The sequence below is a fragment of the Collinsella tanakaei genome (assembly GCF_016900375.1).
Lineage (GTDB): Bacteria > Actinomycetota > Coriobacteriia > Coriobacteriales > Coriobacteriaceae > Collinsella.
This window is the reverse complement of the sequence record NZ_JACJKB010000011.1, coordinates 53,864-72,603: the sequence shown is the minus strand read 5'-3', so window position 1 is coordinate 72,603 and position 18,740 is coordinate 53,864. Positions and strand designations below refer to the sequence as shown.

The following is an 18,740-nucleotide window of genomic DNA, read 5'->3' as shown; positions in this document are numbered from 1 at the left end:
CGTTGCATGGGCGCGCATTGACGGTCTTCGCAGCCGTTCACCGATTGAGTTTCGGTCCCGATTGGGTGCCACAGGCGTTTGACCGGCCATGTTAGATGGCCTCGGTGCGTTCGTTTGAGATATGTTCGACTGCTTTTTGCTACGGTTGCCCGAGCGATAGGGGGTGACCGCACATGGCGGATAGGGCGAAGACGATTGCTAAAACCCTTCTCGCCGACGCCGAGAAGGAGAACAGGTACGCATACGGCTCGACAAGACGGGAGCGAAGGGCGCTCGCGAACGAGGCAAAGAGGGGTAGGGCGACCGAGGCCTGTTCGGGCCTATATTGCAGCTCCGAGAAGTACAAGCGTCTGTCAAAGCGATTACGGGCGATGTTTCTTATTCGCACGATGGCCCGAGTCCATCCGGAATGGACCTTTTCGGGCTTCTCGGCGGCGCTGGTCTATGGCTTGCAGGTTTCGAACACCTTGGTCGACCGGGTCCACTTGGCGGTTTCCGCTCACGAAAGCAAACGGAAGATGACAAACGTCGTATCGTGCCACGTGGTGGAGGGAGACGAGACGCGCATAGTGGATGGCATCCGCGTCACATCGCTAGCGCGAACCCTGCTTGACTGCATGTGCCAGACGACGTTCCGGCTCGGTTTGGCGATTGTCGATTCCGCATTGCACTGGGAGCTCATCGAGGAGTCTGTGCTCAGGGGATACGTGGAAAAGAACGGCTATAGACGACGCGGCATTCGCAATGCTTACAGGATCCTCGAGTTCATGGATGGGCGAAGCGAAAACGGCGGAGAGTCTATCGCCCGAGCTGTCATGATCGAACTAGGCTTTGCTGTTCCCGAGCTGCAGGTTGAGATACCCGATCCTGTGAGCGAGGGGGCGGCGAAGCGCGTGGACTTCTATTGGCGGCTGCCGGACGGAAGCGCCGTCGTGGGCGAACTCGACGGAGCGATCAAGTACAAGGGTTCGTCGAAAACAACTACTGATAACGCTGAGGAGACGATCAGGGCGGCAATCGAAACCTTGACGGCCGAGCGGCTGCGCGAATCGCATCTTAACCTGACGGGCTTGAAGGTCGTGAGGTTTTCCTTCAAGCAGGCGACCGATGAGGAGTATCTCGAGCAGCTTCTCGAGTGTGCAGGAGTTCCGAGACGCGTCGATGAATAGGGATGCGGACGGGACGAACAGGGCTCAGCTTAGGGCAGCGTGCTGGACGGTCAATAATGCGGAGCTCGAACAGGGCTTACGGGTCTCAGTTATTGTCGGTGCACCTTCGACCAGTTTTGCAATTGCCGGTGCACCTGGGGAACAATAAACGAGTCTGATTATGTACCCCACGTGCACTGGCAAAAATGAAACTGGTTAGAAGTGCACTGGCAATGCCGAGAAATGGCAGGAAGTGCACCGGCAATACGGACAGATGGCAGGAAGTGCACCGGCAACGTTGCTGGATGGCTAGAAGTGCACCGGCAATGCCGCTGGGTGGTAGGAAGTGCACCGGCAATGCGGATGCGCACCGTGCGGAACAGAGTTTTTGGCTGAAAGGACCTTTGCAACCGGATGTCCGCCGCCTCCCTCCCGGGCGTCGCGCCCTCTCCTTCGGTGGAGGATGCGCGGGTGCGGTCTCAGGCAGTGTATGATGGTTCGAGATCAAAGCATCAGGCCGAAGGAGTTGTTCGCGGTGTTCATCACGCTCGAGGGAATCGATGGTTGCGGCAAGTCGACGCAGGCGCGCCTGCTTGCGGCGGCGTTGGAGCATGCCGGCCGCGAGGTCGTGCTGCTGCGCGAGCCGGGCGGCGTCGCCATCTCGGAGCAGATTCGCGACATCCTGCTCGATCCGGCGAACGAGGCCATGTCCGACGCCTGCGAGCTGCTGCTCTACGAGGCGGCACGCGCCCAGGTGGTCCACGAGGTCATCGCGCCCGCGCTCGATGCGGGCTCGGTGGTGGTGTGCGATCGCTTCTTCGATTCCACGACGGCCTACCAAGGCATTGCGGGCGGATCGGCGCGCGAGGATGTCGACCGCGCGAACGCGCTTGCCGTGAGCGAGCGCGTCCCCGACATCACGTTCGTGTTCGATATCGACCCCGAGACGGCGGCGGCCCGCAGGTCCGACCGCGACGGCTCGCCCGACCGCATGGAGGCCAAGGGCCTGGCCTTCCAAGAGCAGGTTGCCGAGGGCTTTCGCACCATCGCGCGCGAGGAGCCTCAGCGTGTGCGCCTGATCGATGCCTCACAGCCGGTGGATGCGGTCTTTGCCTGCATGCTCGCCGAGCTCGCCCGGGCGGGGCTGCCGGTCGATGCGGCCGATGCCCGTGCTGCGCTGCTCTCGGTGGGTGCCTAGATGACCGCCGCTTCGGGCGCTGGGCTGCTGGCCCAGCTCGATACACAGCCGCGCGTGCGGGATTTCCTGTCCCATGCCGTCACGACCGGCCGCGTCAGCCATGCCTACCTGTTCGTGGGCGCTCCCGGGTCGGGCAAGCTCGATGCCGCCTGGGCGCTGGCCCAGTCCCTGCTGTGCGAGAACGACGGCTGCGGCGCCTGCGACGCCTGCGTGCGAGTGGCCCGGCATACGCACCCCGATGTCCATGTGTACGAGCCGGAGAGCGCAACGGGGTACCTGATCGCCCAGGTGCGCGATCTGCTCGAGGACGTCGCGCTTTCGCCCATCCGCGCACCGCGCAAGGTCTACATCATCGACCGTGCGGAGCAGCTGCGGGCGAACACAGCTAACGCCCTGCTCAAGACCCTGGAGGAGCCGCCCGCCCATACGGTGTTCATCCTGCTGGGAACCTCCACCGACGTCATGCTTCCCACGATCGTCTCGCGCTGCCAATGCGTGCCGTTCCGGATGCTTTCCACCGAGGAGTCCACGACCGCCGTCGCCCATGCGACGGGGCTTGCGCCCGCGCGCTGCCGTATGGCGGTCGCGGTGGCGGGAAGCCCTTCGCGCGCGATCGAGTTCCTCAAGAGCGCCGAGCGCCAGGAGGCACGTCGGCAGATGCTGCGCGCCGTCGACGCCCTGCCGCGCGCCGACGAGGCGGATATCCTGCTGGCGGCCAAGGACCTCATGGGCGCGATCCGCGCTCCGCTTGCCGACGTCAAGTCGACGCAGCAGGCGGTGCTCGAGCAAAACGCCGACTATCTCTCGCGTGGAGCCTTGAAGCAGCTCGAGGACAGGAACAAGCGCGAACTATCGGCGCGTGAGCGTTCGGGTATCATGGAGGCGCTGGCAAGCGTGCGCGTTCTGCTGCGCGATGTGCTGATGAGCCTCGAGGGCGCATCGGACGGCATCGTGGACGAGGACGCAGCGGACATCGTCGCGCGCCTTGCTTCCGTGACGACCACGGCCGGTGCGCTCGGTGCGCTCGATGCCGTATCGGCCGCGGAGAAGCGCATTGCCCGCAACATTACCCCCCAGCTGACCATCGAGGTCATGCTCTTCGATATCAGGAAGGCTCTTGTATGCCTGTAGTCGTACCAGTCAAGTTTACCTATGCCTCGCGCGACCTGTGGTTCGATCCGCAGGGGCTCGATATCATGCAGGGCGATCACGCCATCTGCTCGACCGAGCGCGGAACGGAGTTCGGCCTGGTGACCGCCGATCCGTTCGAGGTCCCCACCTCTGAGCTCGCGGCGCCGCTCAAGCCCGTTTTGGGCATCGCGACGGATGCGGACTACGATCGCGCCGACGAGCTTGCTCGCCGCGGCGACGCCGCCATGGCCGATTTCCGTGAGCTCGTGGAGAAAAACGGCTTGGACATGAAGCCCGTGGGCGTCGAGTTCCTCTTCGGTGGCGAGAAGGTTGTGTTCTATTTCGCCGCGGAGGATCGCGTCGACTTCCGCCAGCTGGTGAAGGACCTCTCGAGCAGGTTCCGCATGCGCGTCGACATGCGCCAGATCGGCGTGCGCGACGAGACGCGCCTGGTGGGCGGCTATGCCCACTGCGGCCAGGAGCTGTGCTGCACGCGCTTCGGCGGTCAGTTCGAGCCGGTGTCGATCCGTATGGCCAAAGAGCAGGACCTGCCGCTCAACTCGACGAAGATCTCGGGTGTCTGCGGCCGACTCATGTGCTGTCTGCGCTACGAGTTCGAGGCGTACAAGGACTTCAAGGGCCGCGCCCCCAAGAAGAAGACGGTCATCGACACCCCGCTCGGCAAGGCGCGCATCCAGGAATACGACACCCCGAAGGAGCAGCTCGTGCTGCGCCTCGAGAACGGCAAGGCGTTCCGCGTGAACCTGGCCGACATGACCTGTTCCGACGAGTGCGTGAAGCGCAGCCGCGAGCAGGGTTGCGCCTGCCGTCCCGATACCGTGACCCGCGAGGTGCTCGACAAGATCGAGTCGCCCGAGATCAAGCTCGCACTCATGGAGCTCGATCGCGAGATGGGCGTTGACATGGGCGACGGTCTCGACAGCGCCGACCGCATCGTGGCCTCGGGCCCCACGCCGCGTCGCAAGAAGCAGCGCGAGGAGGAGGCTGCCCGCGCCGAGGGTACGTCCAGCCGCAAGCGCGGGCGCCGCAGCAAGGCGGAGGCGGATGCTTCGGCCGCAAGCGCGTCCCAGCAGGACCAGGCGTCCTCGCGCCGCCGTCGCCGTCGCAGCGACAGCGCGTCCCAGGCCCCCGCTCAGCAGGCGGAGGCCCAGGCGTCTTCGTCGTCGCGCCGTCGCCGCAGGCATCTTTCCGCCGAGGAGCGCGACGATGCCTTCCGCGCCGCTGCCGCGCGTGAGCAGCAGCGCTCGCCGGAGGGCAAGTCCCAGCAGGCAGACGAGCAGGCCGCTTCCCGCTCGCGCCGCCGGCGCCACAAGGCTGCCTCCGATCAGCCGCGGGGCGAGGGCAAGAGCGCTCCGTCGACGAAACCCGATGTTCCGTCGGTCGCCGAGCAGGTCGCCTCGGGCAAGGTCAAGGTCACGCGCCGTCGTCCCGGCGACGGCGGCGGCAACGTCGAGCGCAAGGCGCCGGCGCCCGACGCCCAGGCGTCTTCCGAGGGTGCCGATGGCGGCGAGAAGAAGCGCCGTCGGCGTCGCCGCTCCCGCAAGCCGCGTACGGGCGGCGAAGGCTCCCAGGGCTCCGAGGGCGGACGTCCGTCGGATACCCCGGCGCAGTAGGCCAGCCCGGCGCAAGAGCGCTATACTGATGCATCGACCCTCTCTCGCGCACGCGAGGGAGGGTCTTGCTATGTTTGGAAAGAATCCGGTAGGACGACCGTCGGATGGCGAGAAGTCCGCCGCCGCCACAGGGCGCACGCTCCGCCTCGTCCACGAGGCCGTGCTCGAGGCGCTTTCGCCCACGCGCTGCGCGGGGTGCGAGCGCCCTGGCGAGCTGATCTGCGCGCAGTGCCTCGATGAGCTCGAGTTGATCGACCCTGCGTTCGCGTGCACGCGTTGCGGCGCGCCGTATGGCTCGCTGGTTTGCACCGAGTGCACGCCGGCTGCAGGGGAGGGGATCTTCGATGGCTCGCCCATACGCCGCGTGCTCGCCATGGCGGTGTTTTCCGGTCCGCTGCCGCGAATCGTCCGAGCTTACAAAGATGCCGGCGAGCAGCGGCTGGCGCGGGTATTCGCTGAGATGCTTCTCGATACGGCGGAGCACGCGGAGCTTGCGGCGCCGGATCGCTACGGCGGGCTGCTGAGCGCCGCCGATGCCCTGACATTCGTTCCGGTGACGGCGGCGGCCTACCGCCGGCGGGGCTTCGACCATATGGAGGCCATCGTCTCGTCGATGGCGACGGCTGCGGGCATGCCCGTGGTCGACGCGCTCGCCAAGCGCGGCGCCGCCGACCAGCGCCGGCTGGGACGTGCGGGCCGCATGGAGCGGGCCCGCGATGCCTACGAGGTCGTCGTCGATGTGGATGGGCTGCGCATGCTGCTTGTAGATGACGTCATCACGACCGGCTCGACGGTCGTCTCCGCGGCAAAAGCCCTGCACTGTGCCGGCGTCGCGGAGGTCGATGTGCTTGCGCTCGCCCGCGTGCTGCGCTGACGCCCGCGGCGGTGTTGCAGGAAGTCTTGCAGATAAAAAAGGGGGTCAAATTCCGTTTTATGCCAGCGAGCTGGTATAATTCCCCTCGTTCCCACCAGGCTGTGGTTGCGGCGGGCCACCCGAAAGGGTTCCCGGCCCGCCTAGTCCAAGGCAGACGCGGCCGAAAGGATCCACGTAAGCGACCGCGTGCGCGCGGCGCGATCATGGCGCGTCCTAGAGGTAAGCCGCACCGTCCGTTCTACTTTTTTGGGGCAATGGCGCCCCGCGGGCGAGCGGGTCAGTCGTGAGGCCGCTGCGGCGGTTCGAGCAAACGCCCCGGTGCGCAGGTGTGGGGTCAAAGACCAGGTCAGCTGGGGGAACGCTTTGATAGATTGTGCTGACGCGGTGCGCCGCGTCGGTTTCGCGGCACCTGCCGCGGAGGTCGGGATGGAGACGATGGGCATGCGCGGACGTGGCACGTGGGGTATCGGGTTTATCGCCATGGTGATGGTGGCGGCGACGCTCGGCTTGAGCGGCTGCTCCCTGTTCACCCCCGCCCGCTCCGAGGTCGAGCGCGAGCAGGTTTCTGCCAAGATCGACGGCTCCGCGCTCGTGCAGGAGGGCGTCCTCACGGTTGCACTCGACTTCTCCGATGCGCCCCAGGGTATGGTGGCCTCCGATGGCACCGTTACCGGCTACGATACCGACGTGGCGCGCGCCCTCGCGAGCAATCTGGGCCTGTCCGTCGCCTTTGTCGATGCTGCGAGCCCCTCTGACGTGCTGGCGAACGGCACGGCAGATGTCTACGTGGGCGCCTCGTCGACGGATTCCTCCGATGCCGTGACGGTGTTCGGCGATTGCCTCGAGGACGCGCCTGCGCTGTTCGCGGGCAAGGCCGTCTCCACGGTCACCGCGTCCTCCCTTGCCGACATGGTCGTGGGCGTCCAGGGTTCCTCGGCCGCGCAGGATGCCCTGAACAAGGCGGGAATCGTCGGCGAGCAGAGGACCTACTCCAACGTCAACGAGTGCTTCGAGGCGCTTGCCGCCGGTGAGGTCGACTGCGTGGCCTGCGATGCGACCGCCGGCGCCTATCTGGCGCGCGCGTACGAGGGCGTCACCTTTTCGGGCACGCTCGATGCCGTCACGGTGTACGGCGTCGCCGCGGCATCGTCCAACTCCGCTGTGGTCGAGGCCGTTTCGGCTGCGCTCGAGGAGGTCTCGTCGAGCGGTGCTCTGAGCGCCGCGCACGCCGCCTGGTACGGATCGCTTCCCCTGGTGCTGTCCGACGCGGCGCTGCCGGGCGTGACTATCACGCTGCCCGATTCGGCGCTTGCCGGCGATCGCGCCGCCGCCGAGGGTTCACTGATCGACAGCGACGTGGACATCAACGAGCTGAACGGGTAGGTGGCAAACGCCGTCGCTCGGCGACCCCATTTCCGCACGCAGAGGCTTTGCGGCCGGCTCCATACCCGATGCGGGCGCGTCGGGAAAGCACTCTTCGGTATCCGGCCGACTTCATTTCGCTAGCGGGTGAGTTCGTTTTGTCGTTTACCCCCTTCGGGTTAGTGGGTACAACTACAGTGCGTCCTATTCCCGGATAGATAAGGAGCCACGTATGGATATCAAGGTTTCTGGGCGGAAAACCACAGTTACCGATGCTCTGCGTGCGCGCGTCGAGGAAAAGATCGGCGAGGCCTGCAAGGTCTTCGATATCGAACCCATGACCGTCGATGTCGTCCTTCGTTACGAGAAGAACCCCTCCAACCCCAATCCCGCGATCGTCGAGGTCACGGTCCGCGCCCGCGGATCGGTCATCCGCGTGGCGGAGCACGGCGCCGATATGTACGCCGCCATCGATGAGGCGTCCGACAAGGTGACCCGTCAGCTCCGCAAGTTCAAGACCAAGGTCATCGACAATCGTCAGCAGGGTCCGTCGGCTGCCGATGTGGCGCCCGTCGAGCCGGTCGAGGATCTGGCCGACCTGCTGATCCCGGCCGAAGAGGACGACCAACTCGTCCGCGAGAAGGTTATCGACATCACGCCGATGACCGAGGAGCAGGCGCTCGTCCAGACGGATCTGCTCGGACATGACTTCTATGTGTTCGAAAACGCCACGACGGGCCTCATCAATGTGGTCTATCACCGTAAGAATGGTGGATACGGCATCATCAAGCCTAAGATTGAGGACCCCGACGAGTAAAATGCATCCCTAGATGCATGAGTCTAGGATGGCGGCCATCCCCATGCGGGATGGCCGCCATCTTGCTGAGATGCGAAAGGATTTCGATGACAGGTATGTCCACAGGGTCAAACCATGCGCAGCGCGTCAGGATCGTCGTCGATACGTGCGCTGACCTGACACCCGAAATCGCGGCGTCGCTCGACGTCGACATCTTGGGGTTCCCCTATATTCTCGACGGCGTGGAGTACACGGACGACATCTGGTCGTCGATGACGCCGGCCGATTTCTACAACAAGCTGCGCGATGGCGCCCAGGCATCGACCTCGGCGGTCTCGCTCGGCCGCTACCTCGAGTTCTTCACCGAGTGCGCCAAGGAGGGAACGCCCACGGTGTACCTGTGCTTCACCTCGGCGCTCTCCAGCAGCTACAACTCCGCGCTCTCCGCAGCCGAAGAGGTCCGGGCGCAGTATCCCGACTTCGAGCTGTACGTGGTCGACAACGCCCTGCCCTGCGCGTGCGGCGAGCTGCTGGCCCTCGAGGCCGTCCGCCAGCGTGCGGCGGGCCTGACGGCACGCGAGCTCGCAGCGTGGGCCGATGAGGCCAAGACCTGCGTGCACGGGTACTTCACGCTCGAGAACCTCGACGCGCTGGCCGCGGGCGGGCGCATTCCGCCTGCTGCCGCGCAGCTGTCGTCCAAGCTCGATATCAAGCCCGAGCTCAGCTTCGACCTCGCCGGCTCGCTCACGCTGATCGGTGTGAACCGCGGCCGCAAGAAGGCCCTGAAGTCGCTCATCAAGTCGTTCGAGGAGAACTACATCCTCGACCCCGCCATGCCGATCACCATCGTGTCGGCCGATGCGGAGAAGGATGCGGATTGGGTCGAGGCAGCCGTCCGCCGCGAGGAGGGCTGCGCCAACGCGACCATCATCCGCGGCTCGGTCGGCCCGACGGTCGGTGCCCACGTGGGGCCCGGCATGGTCGCGCTCATCTTCTGGGGCCGCAACCGCGCCGAGAAGGTCTCGCTTTCCGACCGCATCGCCAAGAAGGTGCGCGGGGCGAGCGCCTAGCGTATCCGATAGCGCGCTTCGCTCGCGGAGCCGCTTTGAACCGTCAGCACTCACTCCCAGATTGGAGCTATGCCACATGGCAGATACCAAGCAGAAGATCGCGTTTATCGGCACGGGCATCATGGGTGCCCCCATCGCCGGGCATATCCTTGATGCCGGCTACGACGTGACCGTATACAACCGCACGAAGGCCAAGGCCGATGCCCTCGTGGCGCGCGGTGCGCACTGGGCCGACAGCCCCGCCGAGGCCGTGCGCGATGCCGATGTCGTCTTCACGATGGTCGGCTTCCCGGACGAGGTTGAGGAGCTGTACCTCGCGGGCGACGGCCTTCTGACCGTTGCCAAGCAGGGCGCTCACCTGATCGATTTGACCACGAGCGCGCCGAACCTCGCCCGCGATATCTCCGAGGCTGCGGAGACCATGGGCAAGCACGCCTTCGACTGCCCCGTGACGGGCGGCGAGACGGGCGCCATCAACGGCACGCTCACCCTGATCGTCGGCGCTACCGAGGCGGATATCGCCCCGGTTCGCTCCGTGCTCGAGACCTTCTCGTCGAACATCTACTGCTTCGGCGGTGCGGGCAAGGGCCAGGCGGCCAAGCTCGCCAACCAGGTTTCGCTGGCGGCCTCGATGGTCGGCATGGCGGACGCCCTTTCGTTTGCCCAGCAGTCCGGTCTCGACCTCGACCTCACGCGCAAGATGATCCTCGGTGGCACCGGCACCTCCGGCGCCATGGACCAGCTGGCGCCCAAGTCGCTCGACGGCGATTGGAAGCCCGGCTTCATGGTCAAGCACTTCCTGAAGGATATCGGCCTTGCGCTGCAGGTCGCAGAGGACAAGGAGATCGCGCTTCCCGGCGCCGACACCGCCTTCACGCTCTACGACATGCTGGAGGCCATCGGCGGCGGCAGCCTCGGCACGCAGGCGATCACCCTGCTGTACCAGGAGGAGGCCGAGGCGGTGGCTGCCGGCCTCGATTGGTCGCTGTACACCCATGCCCATGAGGAGGGCGACGAGTGCGGCTGCGGCCATGACCACGGCCACGACCACGAGTGCACCTGCGGACACGACCACGAGCACGGCGAGCACGAGTGCTGCGGCGGTCATGGCCACGAGCACGGCGACGGTTGCGGTTGCGGGCACCATCACGGGGAGTAGCCTATGACGGTACCCTTCTTCATCTGCGCGCTGCTGCTGTTGCTGTTCGGCGTGTACATCGGCTTCACGCTGGGTAACAACCTGGGTGAGCGCGCCGTGACGACCGCCGATTACTGGAAGCTCAACGCCGCCGCGATCATCGTCGCGGTGCTGCTGGCGTTCATCTTCGCCGGCCTGCCGCTTCTGTACGGCGCGATCGTCGGCCTGCTCGCCGGGTGCATCGCCGGTCTCAAGATGGCGTTCGGCGAATCCGTCGGCCCGTGGCGCGCCGTGGACCGCACCTTCAAGGTCAACCGCTCCCATATGGAGACGGCCGAGAAGGGCACCGGCGAGGAGCGCCGTCGCCGTCGGCGCGAGGGCGGCAAGGCGCCTGACCTGATCTCTGTGGCGGACAACCGCCGCGATACCGATACGAAACGCTAAGGATGCGAGGTTATTTATGGCTGAGGAACAACCGCAGGAGCTGACAGCCGAGGAGGCGGAGCGCCTTGCAGGCGTCGAGCACGACCGCAACGCCCTGGCGGCGCTCGTCGACGACCTTTCCGGTCACAGCAGGCTCAAGCGCCAGCTGGCCGCGCGCGTGGTTCATCTGCTGGCTCAGCGCGAGCCGGCGCTGCTCGAGCAGTACATCCCCGATCTGATCGATGCGCTGTACCGTCCCGAGGCGCAGACGCGTTGGGAGATTCTCGACGCGCTGACGCTGCTCGTTCCCGATCATGCGCGCGAGGTCGGCGCGGCATACGACGGCGCCGAGGCCGCCCTGTTCGACGACCTTTCCGCAACGCTGCGCCTGTCGGCCTTCCGCTTGCTGTGCGCATGGGGCGCCACGGAGCGCGGCCGCTCCAAGAAGGTGTGGCCGATTCTGGATGAGGCCATCCAGTGCTACCACGGCGACCTCGAGTACCGCGACATGCTCGGCTGCCTGCTCTCGTTTGCCGAGGGCAAGATCGAGGGCGGTGTCGCGGGCGAGCTGGCGGGCCGCCTGCAGTTCGATGCCGAGAACGGCAAGGGCTCCTACCTCAAGGCGCGTTCGGCAGAGATCTACAACCTGCTGGTCAAGCGATTCAAGCTCGACAATCCGCAGAAGCGCGCCCGCGTTGCCGTGAAGAGCGACGACATGGAAGACGACGAGGAGTAGCCGCGCGCTGCCGCATTGCACGACGATAAGGAGAGAATCACATGGGTCTGATTCAGAAGAAAGACGAGCACGACGTCTTCGATGACATCGAGGTCATCGAGCGTTCCGATAACCCCGACGATCTGCCGAAGACCGCGTACGACCTGGTTGCGGGCAAGAGCGCCGAGGACTTCGCCGCCGAGAAGGATGGCGCGCCCGAGCCTGCCGAGGACGAGCTGACGCCCGATCCGGAGCTGCTCGACGACGACACCGACGACCGTCCGGCGCCCGCCCACGCCAAGCCGAAGGAGGCCGAGCCCGAGAAGCCCGCCTTCCACGACGGCGGCAACGACGGCGACGGCAAGTCCAAGGGTCCCAAGACGGGCATCATCATCGCCATCGCGGTCGTTGCGGTCGTGATCGCCGCCATCGCCGGCTACATGATCGGCTCGGGTGGCCCCGCTGCGGGCGGCCAGGGCGCCGCGTCCTCCTCGCTGACCGAGGACCAGCTCGATACCGTCGTTGCCACCTATACCTATAACGGCAAGAAGACGGACATCACCGCGCGCGAGATCATCGAGGCGCAGTACAGCCTCGAGGCGGTCGTGCAGGATGACGGCACCTATCCCACGCCTGCCGCCGACTCCGCGCTCGCCTATGCGCGCAACCACATCCTGCTTGCCGAGGCGGAGGCCCGTGGCATCACCGTGACCGAGGACGAGATGATCGAGTTCGCCCAGAACTCGATCGGCACCTCCGATTACGCCGAGATGGCCGAGAACTACAACCTGACCGAGGATCAGGCGCGTGAGGTCGTCCGCCAGCAGGCGACGCTCCAGAAGCTCTACGCGCAGATCATCCCCGAGACCGAGGCCACCGTTCCCACGGCTCCCACCGAACCCGAGAACGGCGACAGCTCCACGCGCTCCAAGGAGTACGCCGACTACATCATCGGCCTCCTCGGTGACGAGTGGGATGCCGAGGCCGGCACCTGGGCCACCGAGGATGGCACCTACTACTCGGCGCTGTCCGGCACCGATTTTACCGCCGAGTCCGCGAGCTACGAAGAGGCCCTGAGCGCGTACTACGCCGCGTACCAGGAGTATGCGGAAAAGAGCAGCGAGGCCACGACCGCTTGGTCTGACTTCCAGGACGGCCTGTACGCCAACGCCGACATCCAGCTGTTCGGCCTGTACGTCTAATGGGCGCGTCGACACACGCCATCGTCATAAGCTCATGCCTGCTTGGAGCCTCCTGTCGCTACGACGGGGGCTCCAAGCCCGTTTTGGAGCTCGCATGCGCGCGCCTGGCCGACCGGTTGTCGTCATGCGGATGGACGGTCGCCCCCGTCTGCCCCGAGATGGATGGGGGCCTTGCCTGCCCGCGGCCCCCTGCCGAGCGATGGGGAGACCGCGTTATCACCATCGAGGGGGCCGACGTGACTGCCGCATACCGGACGGGTGCCCTCCGCACGCTCGATACGGCGCGCGCCATCGGGGCGTACCTTGCTATCCTGAAATCGAGAAGCCCGTCGTGCGGGATCGGCAGCGTGTACGACGGGACGTTTTCCGGCGCGCTGACGCGCCGCGATGGAGTTACGGCCGAGCTGCTGAAACGGGAGGGATTCACCGTGGTTGATGAGAAGCTGGTCCGGTTCTGCGAGCCGAGTTTCGAGCATCCCGTGGCAATCGTTTTGGGAAGCGGTCTGGGAGCGCTGGCCGATAAGGTCCGCCCCGTGCGCAGGATTCCGTACGAGGATATCGAGGGGTTCCCCGCGGAGGCCATCCCGGTCGAGGGCCATCGTTTCGAGGTGATCGTCGGCTCCCTTGAGGGCGTTCCGGTGGTTGTGTATCCCGGTCGCGTCCATCTGTATCAGGGCTATTCCGCCCTCGAGGTGACTTCGCTCGTGCGCCATGCGCATCGGCTCGGCTGCCGCGACATCGTGCTCACCTGCGCCTCGGGCGCGGTGGGCGATATCGAGCCCGGCACGGTCGGTCTCATCACCGACCAGCTGAACCTGACAGGGGTCAACCCGCTGGCAAGTGCCGAGTGCGTGGCCGCGGCGGAGATCGATAGCCCGTTCATCGCGATGGCGGATGCCTACTCGAGCTACCTGGCCGAGTTCGCCCGTGCTGCCGCTGCCGATGCGGGCGTCAAGCTTGTCGAGGGCGTGTACGCTGGCCTGCTGGGGCCGACGTACGAGACGGCAGCGGAAGTGCGCGCCCTGAAGATCCTCGGCGCTGATTATGTCGGCATGTCGACGGTGTGCGAGGCTATCACCGCCCATGCGCTCGGCATGGAGATGCTGGGTCTCACGATCGTGACCAATAAGGCGGGCCTGTCGGGCAACGCCCACGGCGAGGTGCTTGCCATGGCCGACGACACCGGAGAGGCCGCATGCAGTGTTATCATGGGCGTCCTGCGAAACCTCGGCGGCAAGTGATCCTCCCGCCGTTTCGCTGACAGGATTTGCAACCGTTCGAAAGGGCTCTTGATGATCTACGGTTCCTTGGATGACCTCCATCTTTATCGCGGGATGTCGCGCGGACTCGACATCCTGATCGACTGGCTTGCCGAGAACGACCCGGCGGAGCTTGCCGTGGGCAGCCATGCTATCTGCGGCGAGAAGGTGTTCGCCAACGTGATGGAGCCGACGACGCGCCCGGTGGAGGGTGCTCGCCACGAGTGCCACCGTCGCTATCACGATCTTCAGATCGATGTGCGCGGCCGCGAGGCCTTCAAGGTCGCGCTCGGTGAGCGCACGATCGTCGAGCCCTACGACGAGGCGGGCGACTTCGAGCTGCTGGATACGCCCGCATGCATCGATGGCGACCTTGCCGACGGGAAGTTCGCCATCTTCATGGTGGGGGAGCCCCATATGCCCACCCTGCAGTACGGGGATGACGGCGCCAGCGAGATCAAGAAGATCTGCTTCAAGATCTTGGCCGACCAGTTCTGGGATGAGTAGATTTATCGATTGCCCATTGGCCCCTTGCGCTCGCGGCCATTTGGCCGTACTATAACCAATCGTCGGACGTACGCGCCCGACCGATTGACAAGCCAACGTGGCTCAGCTGGTAGAGCAACGCACTCGTAATGCGTGGGTCAGCGGTTCGAATCCGCTCGTTGGCTCCATCGAATTTGAGAGGGTCCCTGCGAAGGGGCCCTTTTCGTTTAGGGGAGAGACGGCGGATTCGAACCGCATTGGCGGCGCGGAGCTGGGCGAACGCGTGAGCGTCCGCAGCGAAGCGGGCAAGGGCGCTGAAGGCGCCCGCAGCCGGCCCGTGCCGAAGGCACGGGGAACCCGCTCGTTGGCTCCATCGAATTCAGAAGGGTCCCTGCGAAGGGGCCCTTTTCGTTACCGTGGGAGGCGGCGGATTCGAACCGCGTTGGCGGCGCGGAGCTGGGCGAACGCGCGAGCTTCCGGGTTTGCCGGTGCACTTCTGACCAGTTTTAAGATTGCCGGTGCACCTGGGGTACATGTTTGGGGCCAAATCATGTACCCCAGGTGCACCGGCAAAATCTAAACTGGTCAGAAGTGCACCGGCAACGAATCAGTTTGACCGAAAGTGCACCGGCAAATGAGCATGACAGTTAGGACGGGGCCCAGTGTCATGCAAAAGCATGACACTGGGCCCCGTCCTAACTGTCATGCAAATTCGCAAACGATTTCATACCAGTGCATCGTTCATCACAAAGTTGTAAAAGATGTGAATGGACATTTAGTTCACGTGAAGTGCACAAAGTCGCATCTTATGCGGCGATGCAATCTGAGGGTGTTCACGCGCATTAACTCAAAAAAGCTGGTCAAAGCGGTCATAAAAAGATAAGCGGTACAAATTACCCCGCGAACGGCAAAACAGACCGCTCGCGCAAAAACACACAGAGAACACTTGCGGCCCTGCTAGAATATAGCCACACGTTATGTGGTTACTACCAGTTTTGGCAGATGGGGCGATGGGGAGTCGCTCCCGAGAAAGGTGGTTAGCATGATCGGATTCATCCTGACGGGTCACGGTCAGTTCTCGAACGGCATCGCGAGCGCGATCGACATGGTCGCGGGCGATCAGCCGGCGTTCCAGATCGTCCCGTTCGAGGGTTCCCAGGCTGCCAGCTACGGCGATGACCTTCGTGCTGCCATCACCGCTATGCGCGCCGAGACCGACGGCGTCCTGGTGTTCGTGGACCTGTTGGGCGGCACGCCCTTCAACCAGGCCATGATGATCTCCCAGGACATCTCCGACGTCGAGGTCGTCACGGGCGCCAACCTGCCCATGCTCATCGAGCTGCTGCTCACCCGCGGCGCCGGCTCCACCCTTGCCGAGCTCGCCGACCAGGCCGTGACCGTCGGCCAGACCGGCATCGTCCATCGCAGGCTCGAGCCCACGGTTGCCGACGACGAGCTTGACGACGAGGACGGCATTTAATGGACGGCTTTCTCCAGGACGTCCTCGCCTCCTCGGTGGCGCTTCTGATCCTTCTGGCCATCATGGGTGTGGTGTACATCATCTGGACCCAGATCGGCCTCAAGAAGAAGCGCGAGTACTTCAAGGAGGTCCACACCGAACTCGCCCCCGGTCAGAAGGTGATGTTCGGAGGCGGCATCTTCGGCACGGTGAAGAGCATCAACGGCGATGTCGTCGAGGTGAAGGTCCGTTCCGGTGCCGTTCTGGACGTCTCGCGCTACGCGATCCAGGAGATCGAGAAGTAGCCGAACCCACTCAGGTTTTTCTTGGGCGTCCGCGCCCGTGTGAGAAACGTTGTACGTGTACGTAAAGGCAGATACGCCAGCAGAGAAAGGATGCGTACGAACATGGCAGAGCCCAACATTCTCCTTACCCGTATCGATAACCGTCTGATCCATGGTCAGGTCGCCACGCAGTGGAACTCCACGCTGGGCGCCAACCTGATCCTCGTTGCCAACGACGAGGTTTCGAACAACTCCATGCGTCAGAACCTCATGAAGATGGCGGCCCCGGCCGGCGTCGCCACCCGTTTCTTCTCTCTGCAGCACACCATCGACATCATCTCGAAGGCGTCGCCCAAGCAGAAGATCTTCATCGTGGCCGAGACTCCGCAGGACGTGCTGACGCTCGTCAAGGGTGGAGTGCCTATAAAGAAGGTCAACATCGGCAACATGCACATGTCGGAGGGGAAGCGGCAGGTTGCAACGACGGTCGCCGTTGACGACGCCGACGTCGCCGCTTTCAAGGAGCTTCAGGATTTGGGGGTGGAACTGGAGATCAGGCGTGTTCCGAGCACGCCGGTTGAGGATGTCAACAAGCTCTTTGCCTAAGAGCTCATCCTCTGCGTACGGTTGCATGTGGCCGTGCGCGTGTACGAAACCGTTCGTAATGAGAACATTTTGAAAGGAGGAGCATAGATGGACGTTAATGCTGTTCAGATCGCGTTGGTCTTCTTGGTCACCTTTGTTGCGGCTATCGACCAGTTCGACTTCCTTGAGTCGCTGTACCAGCCTATCGTCACCGGTGCCATCATCGGCGCCATCCTCGGCGACATCAACACTGGTCTCGTCGTTGGCGGTACCTACCAGCTCATGACCATCGGTAACATGCCGATCGGAGGTGCCCAGCCGCCCAACGCGGTCATCGGCGGCATCATGGCTGCTATCTTCGCTTGCACGCTCGACATGGATCCGGACATGGCCGTTGCCACCGCGATCCCGTTCGCGCTCCTCGGCCAGTACGGCGTGACCCTGTTCTTCACGCTCCGTGCTCCGCTGCTTGAGTTCTTCCGCGCTGCTGCCGAGAAGGCCGACACCAAGGCCGTCACGAAGTGGACGATCGTCTCCGAGTGCATTCTCGGCCTGATCTTCGCCGTCATCGTGACCCTGTTCTTCATCGGTGGTCTGGCCGTTGGTCAGCAGATCGTCGACGCCATTCCTGATTGGCTGAACACCGGTCTGTCCCAGGCTGGCAACATGATGAAGTTCGTCGGCTTCGCCATCCTGCTCAAGATCATGATGAACCGCGATATGTGGGGCTTCTTCTTCATGGGCTTCGGCCTTGCCCTGATCGCGAGCAACATCGAGGCCATCGCCGGCCCCGCGCTGCTCATCCTCACCCTTATCGGCTTCGGCATCGCCTTCTGGGACTTCCAGCAGCAGACCGAGCTGAAGGGCGCTGTTGCTGACGGAGGTGACTTCACCGATGGCATCTAATGAGTTCGTTGTCCCCGAGCGCTATGAGGATCTGACCCCTGCTCCGCAGGTCGACCAGAAGACTCTGAATCGCATGGCCCTGCGCTCCTACTGGCTCCAGTCCTCGTTCAACTACGAGACCATGCAGTCCGGCGGCTGGCTCTTTGCCATGATCCCGGGCCTGGAGAAGGTCCACACCAACAAGAAGGACCTTGCTGCGTCGATGTACCACAACCTGGACTTCATCAACACGCACCCCTTCCTGGTTACGTTCGTTATGGGTATCGTTCTCTCCCTCGAGCAGAACAAGGTTGATACCCAGACCATCCGCGCCGTCCGCATTTCCGCGGCCTCGCCGCTGGGCGGCATCGGCGACGCTCTGTTCTGGCTGACGCTCGTGCCCATCACGGCCGGCATCACCTCGAACATGGCCATCGCCGGCAACATCGCGGCACCGATCATCTTCCTGGTGATCTTCAACATCGCTCAGGCTGCGTGCCGCTTCGGCCTGATGAACTGGTCCTACCGTGTCGGCACCGGCGCCATCGACGCGCTGACCGCCAACATGCAGGCCTTCACCCGCGCCGCTTCCATCCTCGGCGTCTTCGTCGTCGGCTGCCTGACCGTCACCATGGGTGCCACCCAGATCAACCTCACGATCCCCAACGGCACCACCCGTGGCCTGGTCGCCCACACCGTCGTCGTCTCCAACGAGGATGCGGAGAACTTCGCTGACCTCGCCGTCGACACCGACACCGCTGAGGCCGGTACGCTTGCCATTTCCGACATGGACGGCAACGCGCTTTCCGCCGCTGACGCTGACGGCAACGCCGTCGAGACCGGCATCACCGATCTTGGCAACGGCATGAGCTCCGTGACCTACGCTGAGGTCACCGAGACTCCGGTTTCCTACTCCGTGGCCTCCACGCTCGACTCCGTGCTGCCCAAGCTCGTCCCGCTGGCGCTCGTGCTTCTGCTTTACTTCCTGTTCGCGAAGCACAACTTCACGCCGATCAAGGGCATCGTCCTGCTGCTCATCATCGGCATCGTGGGCGCCCTCCCCATGATCAACCTCTGGGGGTAAGCAAGGT

The 18,740-nt window shown here is 64.3% G+C and carries 19 protein-coding genes and 1 tRNA gene; all 20 read left to right on the top strand.

The window, feature by feature from the left end:
* The first annotated feature begins 173 nt into the window (after window positions 1-173).
* The 20 genes from H6A16_RS07645 to H6A16_RS07550 all read left to right on the top strand — a co-directional run bounded on the left by H6A16_RS07645 (window position 174) and on the right by H6A16_RS07550 (window position 18,733).
* Window positions 174-1,169 carry a hypothetical protein gene (locus H6A16_RS07645; RefSeq protein ID WP_204617806.1) on the top strand — a complete coding sequence of 332 codons (996 nt, stop codon included), beginning with the start codon at window positions 174-176 and terminating at the stop codon, window positions 1,167-1,169.
* Window positions 1,170-1,641: 472 nt separating this feature from the next.
* Window positions 1,642-2,346, top strand: a complete 705-nt coding sequence (tmk, locus tag H6A16_RS07640) for a dTMP kinase (protein ID WP_204617860.1) — start codon at window positions 1,642-1,644, stop codon at window positions 2,344-2,346.
* Window positions 2,347-3,477: a DNA polymerase III subunit delta' gene (holB, locus tag H6A16_RS07635; RefSeq protein WP_204617804.1), complete on the top strand. Its 1,131-nt coding sequence runs from the start codon at window positions 2,347-2,349 to the stop codon at window positions 3,475-3,477.
* The gene (locus H6A16_RS07630; protein ID WP_204617801.1) at window positions 3,468-5,111 is read left to right on the top strand and encodes a PSP1 domain-containing protein; all 1,644 of its coding nucleotides are present in this window, start codon (window positions 3,468-3,470) and stop codon (window positions 5,109-5,111) included. Before holB ends, H6A16_RS07630 begins: the two co-directional genes overlap by 10 nt.
* A gap of 70 nt (window positions 5,112-5,181) precedes the next feature.
* Entirely contained in the window at window positions 5,182-5,985 is an 804-nt protein-coding gene (locus tag H6A16_RS07625; protein WP_204617799.1) for a ComF family protein, read from the top strand.
* A 363-nt stretch (window positions 5,986-6,348) separates the two neighbouring features.
* Window positions 6,349-7,368 (top strand): substrate-binding periplasmic protein, encoded by a 1,020-nt coding sequence (locus H6A16_RS07620; RefSeq protein WP_239458277.1) that lies wholly within the window; start codon window positions 6,349-6,351, stop codon window positions 7,366-7,368.
* 211 nt (window positions 7,369-7,579) lie between these two features.
* Complete coding sequence (hpf, locus tag H6A16_RS07615; protein WP_204617797.1) at window positions 7,580-8,164, top strand: ribosome hibernation-promoting factor, HPF/YfiA family; 585 nt, start codon at window positions 7,580-7,582, stop codon at window positions 8,162-8,164.
* Between the two features lie 86 nt (window positions 8,165-8,250).
* Window positions 8,251-9,213 (top strand): DegV family protein, encoded by a 963-nt coding sequence (locus H6A16_RS07610; protein ID WP_204617794.1) that lies wholly within the window; start codon window positions 8,251-8,253, stop codon window positions 9,211-9,213.
* 76 nt (window positions 9,214-9,289) lie between these two features.
* Window positions 9,290-10,372, top strand: a complete 1,083-nt coding sequence (locus H6A16_RS07605) for an NAD(P)-dependent oxidoreductase (RefSeq protein WP_204617792.1) — start codon at window positions 9,290-9,292, stop codon at window positions 10,370-10,372.
* Window positions 10,373-10,375: 3 nt separating this feature from the next.
* A complete protein-coding gene (locus tag H6A16_RS07600) occupies window positions 10,376-10,795 on the top strand; it encodes a hypothetical protein (protein ID WP_204617789.1) in 420 nt (139 codons plus the stop codon).
* A 16-nt stretch (window positions 10,796-10,811) separates the two neighbouring features.
* Window positions 10,812-11,510 (top strand): hypothetical protein, encoded by a 699-nt coding sequence (locus tag H6A16_RS07595; RefSeq protein WP_204617787.1) that lies wholly within the window; start codon window positions 10,812-10,814, stop codon window positions 11,508-11,510.
* 41 nt (window positions 11,511-11,551) lie between these two features.
* Window positions 11,552-12,691 carry a hypothetical protein gene (locus H6A16_RS07590; RefSeq protein ID WP_204617785.1) on the top strand — a complete coding sequence of 380 codons (1,140 nt, stop codon included), beginning with the start codon at window positions 11,552-11,554 and terminating at the stop codon, window positions 12,689-12,691.
* Window positions 12,691-13,932 carry a purine-nucleoside phosphorylase gene (locus tag H6A16_RS07585; protein ID WP_239458276.1) on the top strand — a complete coding sequence of 414 codons (1,242 nt, stop codon included), beginning with the start codon at window positions 12,691-12,693 and terminating at the stop codon, window positions 13,930-13,932. The genes H6A16_RS07590 and H6A16_RS07585 overlap by 1 nt, the downstream gene beginning before the upstream one ends.
* A gap of 51 nt (window positions 13,933-13,983) precedes the next feature.
* Window positions 13,984-14,457: a YhcH/YjgK/YiaL family protein gene (locus tag H6A16_RS07580; RefSeq protein WP_204617783.1), complete on the top strand. Its 474-nt coding sequence runs from the start codon at window positions 13,984-13,986 to the stop codon at window positions 14,455-14,457.
* A gap of 91 nt (window positions 14,458-14,548) precedes the next feature.
* Window positions 14,549-14,624: transfer RNA gene (locus tag H6A16_RS07575), tRNA-Thr, on the top strand.
* Between the two features lie 854 nt (window positions 14,625-15,478).
* Window positions 15,479-15,916, top strand: coding sequence for a PTS sugar transporter subunit IIA (locus H6A16_RS07570; RefSeq protein WP_204617781.1), 438 nt, complete (start codon window positions 15,479-15,481; stop codon window positions 15,914-15,916).
* Complete coding sequence (yajC, locus tag H6A16_RS07565; protein ID WP_204617779.1) at window positions 15,916-16,200, top strand: preprotein translocase subunit YajC; 285 nt, start codon at window positions 15,916-15,918, stop codon at window positions 16,198-16,200. The genes H6A16_RS07570 and yajC overlap by 1 nt, the downstream gene beginning before the upstream one ends.
* Before the next feature lie 102 nt (window positions 16,201-16,302).
* Window positions 16,303-16,785: a PTS N-acetylgalactosamine transporter subunit IIB gene (gene agaV, locus H6A16_RS07560; protein WP_204617776.1), complete on the top strand. Its 483-nt coding sequence runs from the start codon at window positions 16,303-16,305 to the stop codon at window positions 16,783-16,785.
* A gap of 87 nt (window positions 16,786-16,872) precedes the next feature.
* Window positions 16,873-17,670 carry a PTS mannose/fructose/sorbose/N-acetylgalactosamine transporter subunit IIC gene (locus H6A16_RS07555; protein ID WP_204617774.1) on the top strand — a complete coding sequence of 266 codons (798 nt, stop codon included), beginning with the start codon at window positions 16,873-16,875 and terminating at the stop codon, window positions 17,668-17,670.
* A complete protein-coding gene (locus tag H6A16_RS07550; RefSeq protein WP_204617772.1) occupies window positions 17,660-18,733 on the top strand; it encodes a PTS system mannose/fructose/sorbose family transporter subunit IID in 1,074 nt (357 codons plus the stop codon). The genes H6A16_RS07555 and H6A16_RS07550 overlap by 11 nt, the downstream gene beginning before the upstream one ends.
* Window positions 18,734-18,740: the final 7 nt, after the last annotated feature.

Bases quoted from the DNA above. Each gene is read 5' to 3' on its own strand.
- H6A16_RS07645 (WP_204617806.1), top strand. From the start codon at position 174: ATGGCGGATAGGGCGAAGACGATTGCTAAAACCCTTCTCGCCGACGCC.
- tmk (WP_204617860.1), top strand. From the start codon at position 1,642: ATGGTTCGAGATCAAAGCATCAGGCCGAAGGAGTTGTTCGCGGTGTTC.
- holB (WP_204617804.1), top strand. From the start codon at position 2,347: ATGACCGCCGCTTCGGGCGCTGGGCTGCTGGCCCAGCTCGATACACAG.
- H6A16_RS07630 (WP_204617801.1), top strand. From the start codon at position 3,468: ATGCCTGTAGTCGTACCAGTCAAGTTTACCTATGCCTCGCGCGACCTG.
- H6A16_RS07625 (WP_204617799.1), top strand. From the start codon at position 5,182: ATGTTTGGAAAGAATCCGGTAGGACGACCGTCGGATGGCGAGAAGTCC.
- hpf (WP_204617797.1), top strand. From the start codon at position 7,580: ATGGATATCAAGGTTTCTGGGCGGAAAACCACAGTTACCGATGCTCTG.
- H6A16_RS07610 (WP_204617794.1), top strand. From the start codon at position 8,251: ATGACAGGTATGTCCACAGGGTCAAACCATGCGCAGCGCGTCAGGATC.
- H6A16_RS07605 (WP_204617792.1), top strand. From the start codon at position 9,290: ATGGCAGATACCAAGCAGAAGATCGCGTTTATCGGCACGGGCATCATG.
- H6A16_RS07600 (WP_204617789.1), top strand. From the start codon at position 10,376: ATGACGGTACCCTTCTTCATCTGCGCGCTGCTGCTGTTGCTGTTCGGC.
- H6A16_RS07595 (WP_204617787.1), top strand. From the start codon at position 10,812: ATGGCTGAGGAACAACCGCAGGAGCTGACAGCCGAGGAGGCGGAGCGC.
- H6A16_RS07590 (WP_204617785.1), top strand. From the start codon at position 11,552: ATGGGTCTGATTCAGAAGAAAGACGAGCACGACGTCTTCGATGACATC.
- H6A16_RS07585 (WP_239458276.1), top strand. From the start codon at position 12,691: ATGGGCGCGTCGACACACGCCATCGTCATAAGCTCATGCCTGCTTGGA.
- H6A16_RS07580 (WP_204617783.1), top strand. From the start codon at position 13,984: ATGATCTACGGTTCCTTGGATGACCTCCATCTTTATCGCGGGATGTCG.
- H6A16_RS07570 (WP_204617781.1), top strand. From the start codon at position 15,479: ATGATCGGATTCATCCTGACGGGTCACGGTCAGTTCTCGAACGGCATC.
- yajC (WP_204617779.1), top strand. From the start codon at position 15,916: ATGGACGGCTTTCTCCAGGACGTCCTCGCCTCCTCGGTGGCGCTTCTG.
- agaV (WP_204617776.1), top strand. From the start codon at position 16,303: ATGGCAGAGCCCAACATTCTCCTTACCCGTATCGATAACCGTCTGATC.
- H6A16_RS07555 (WP_204617774.1), top strand. From the start codon at position 16,873: ATGGACGTTAATGCTGTTCAGATCGCGTTGGTCTTCTTGGTCACCTTT.
- H6A16_RS07550 (WP_204617772.1), top strand. From the start codon at position 17,660: ATGGCATCTAATGAGTTCGTTGTCCCCGAGCGCTATGAGGATCTGACC.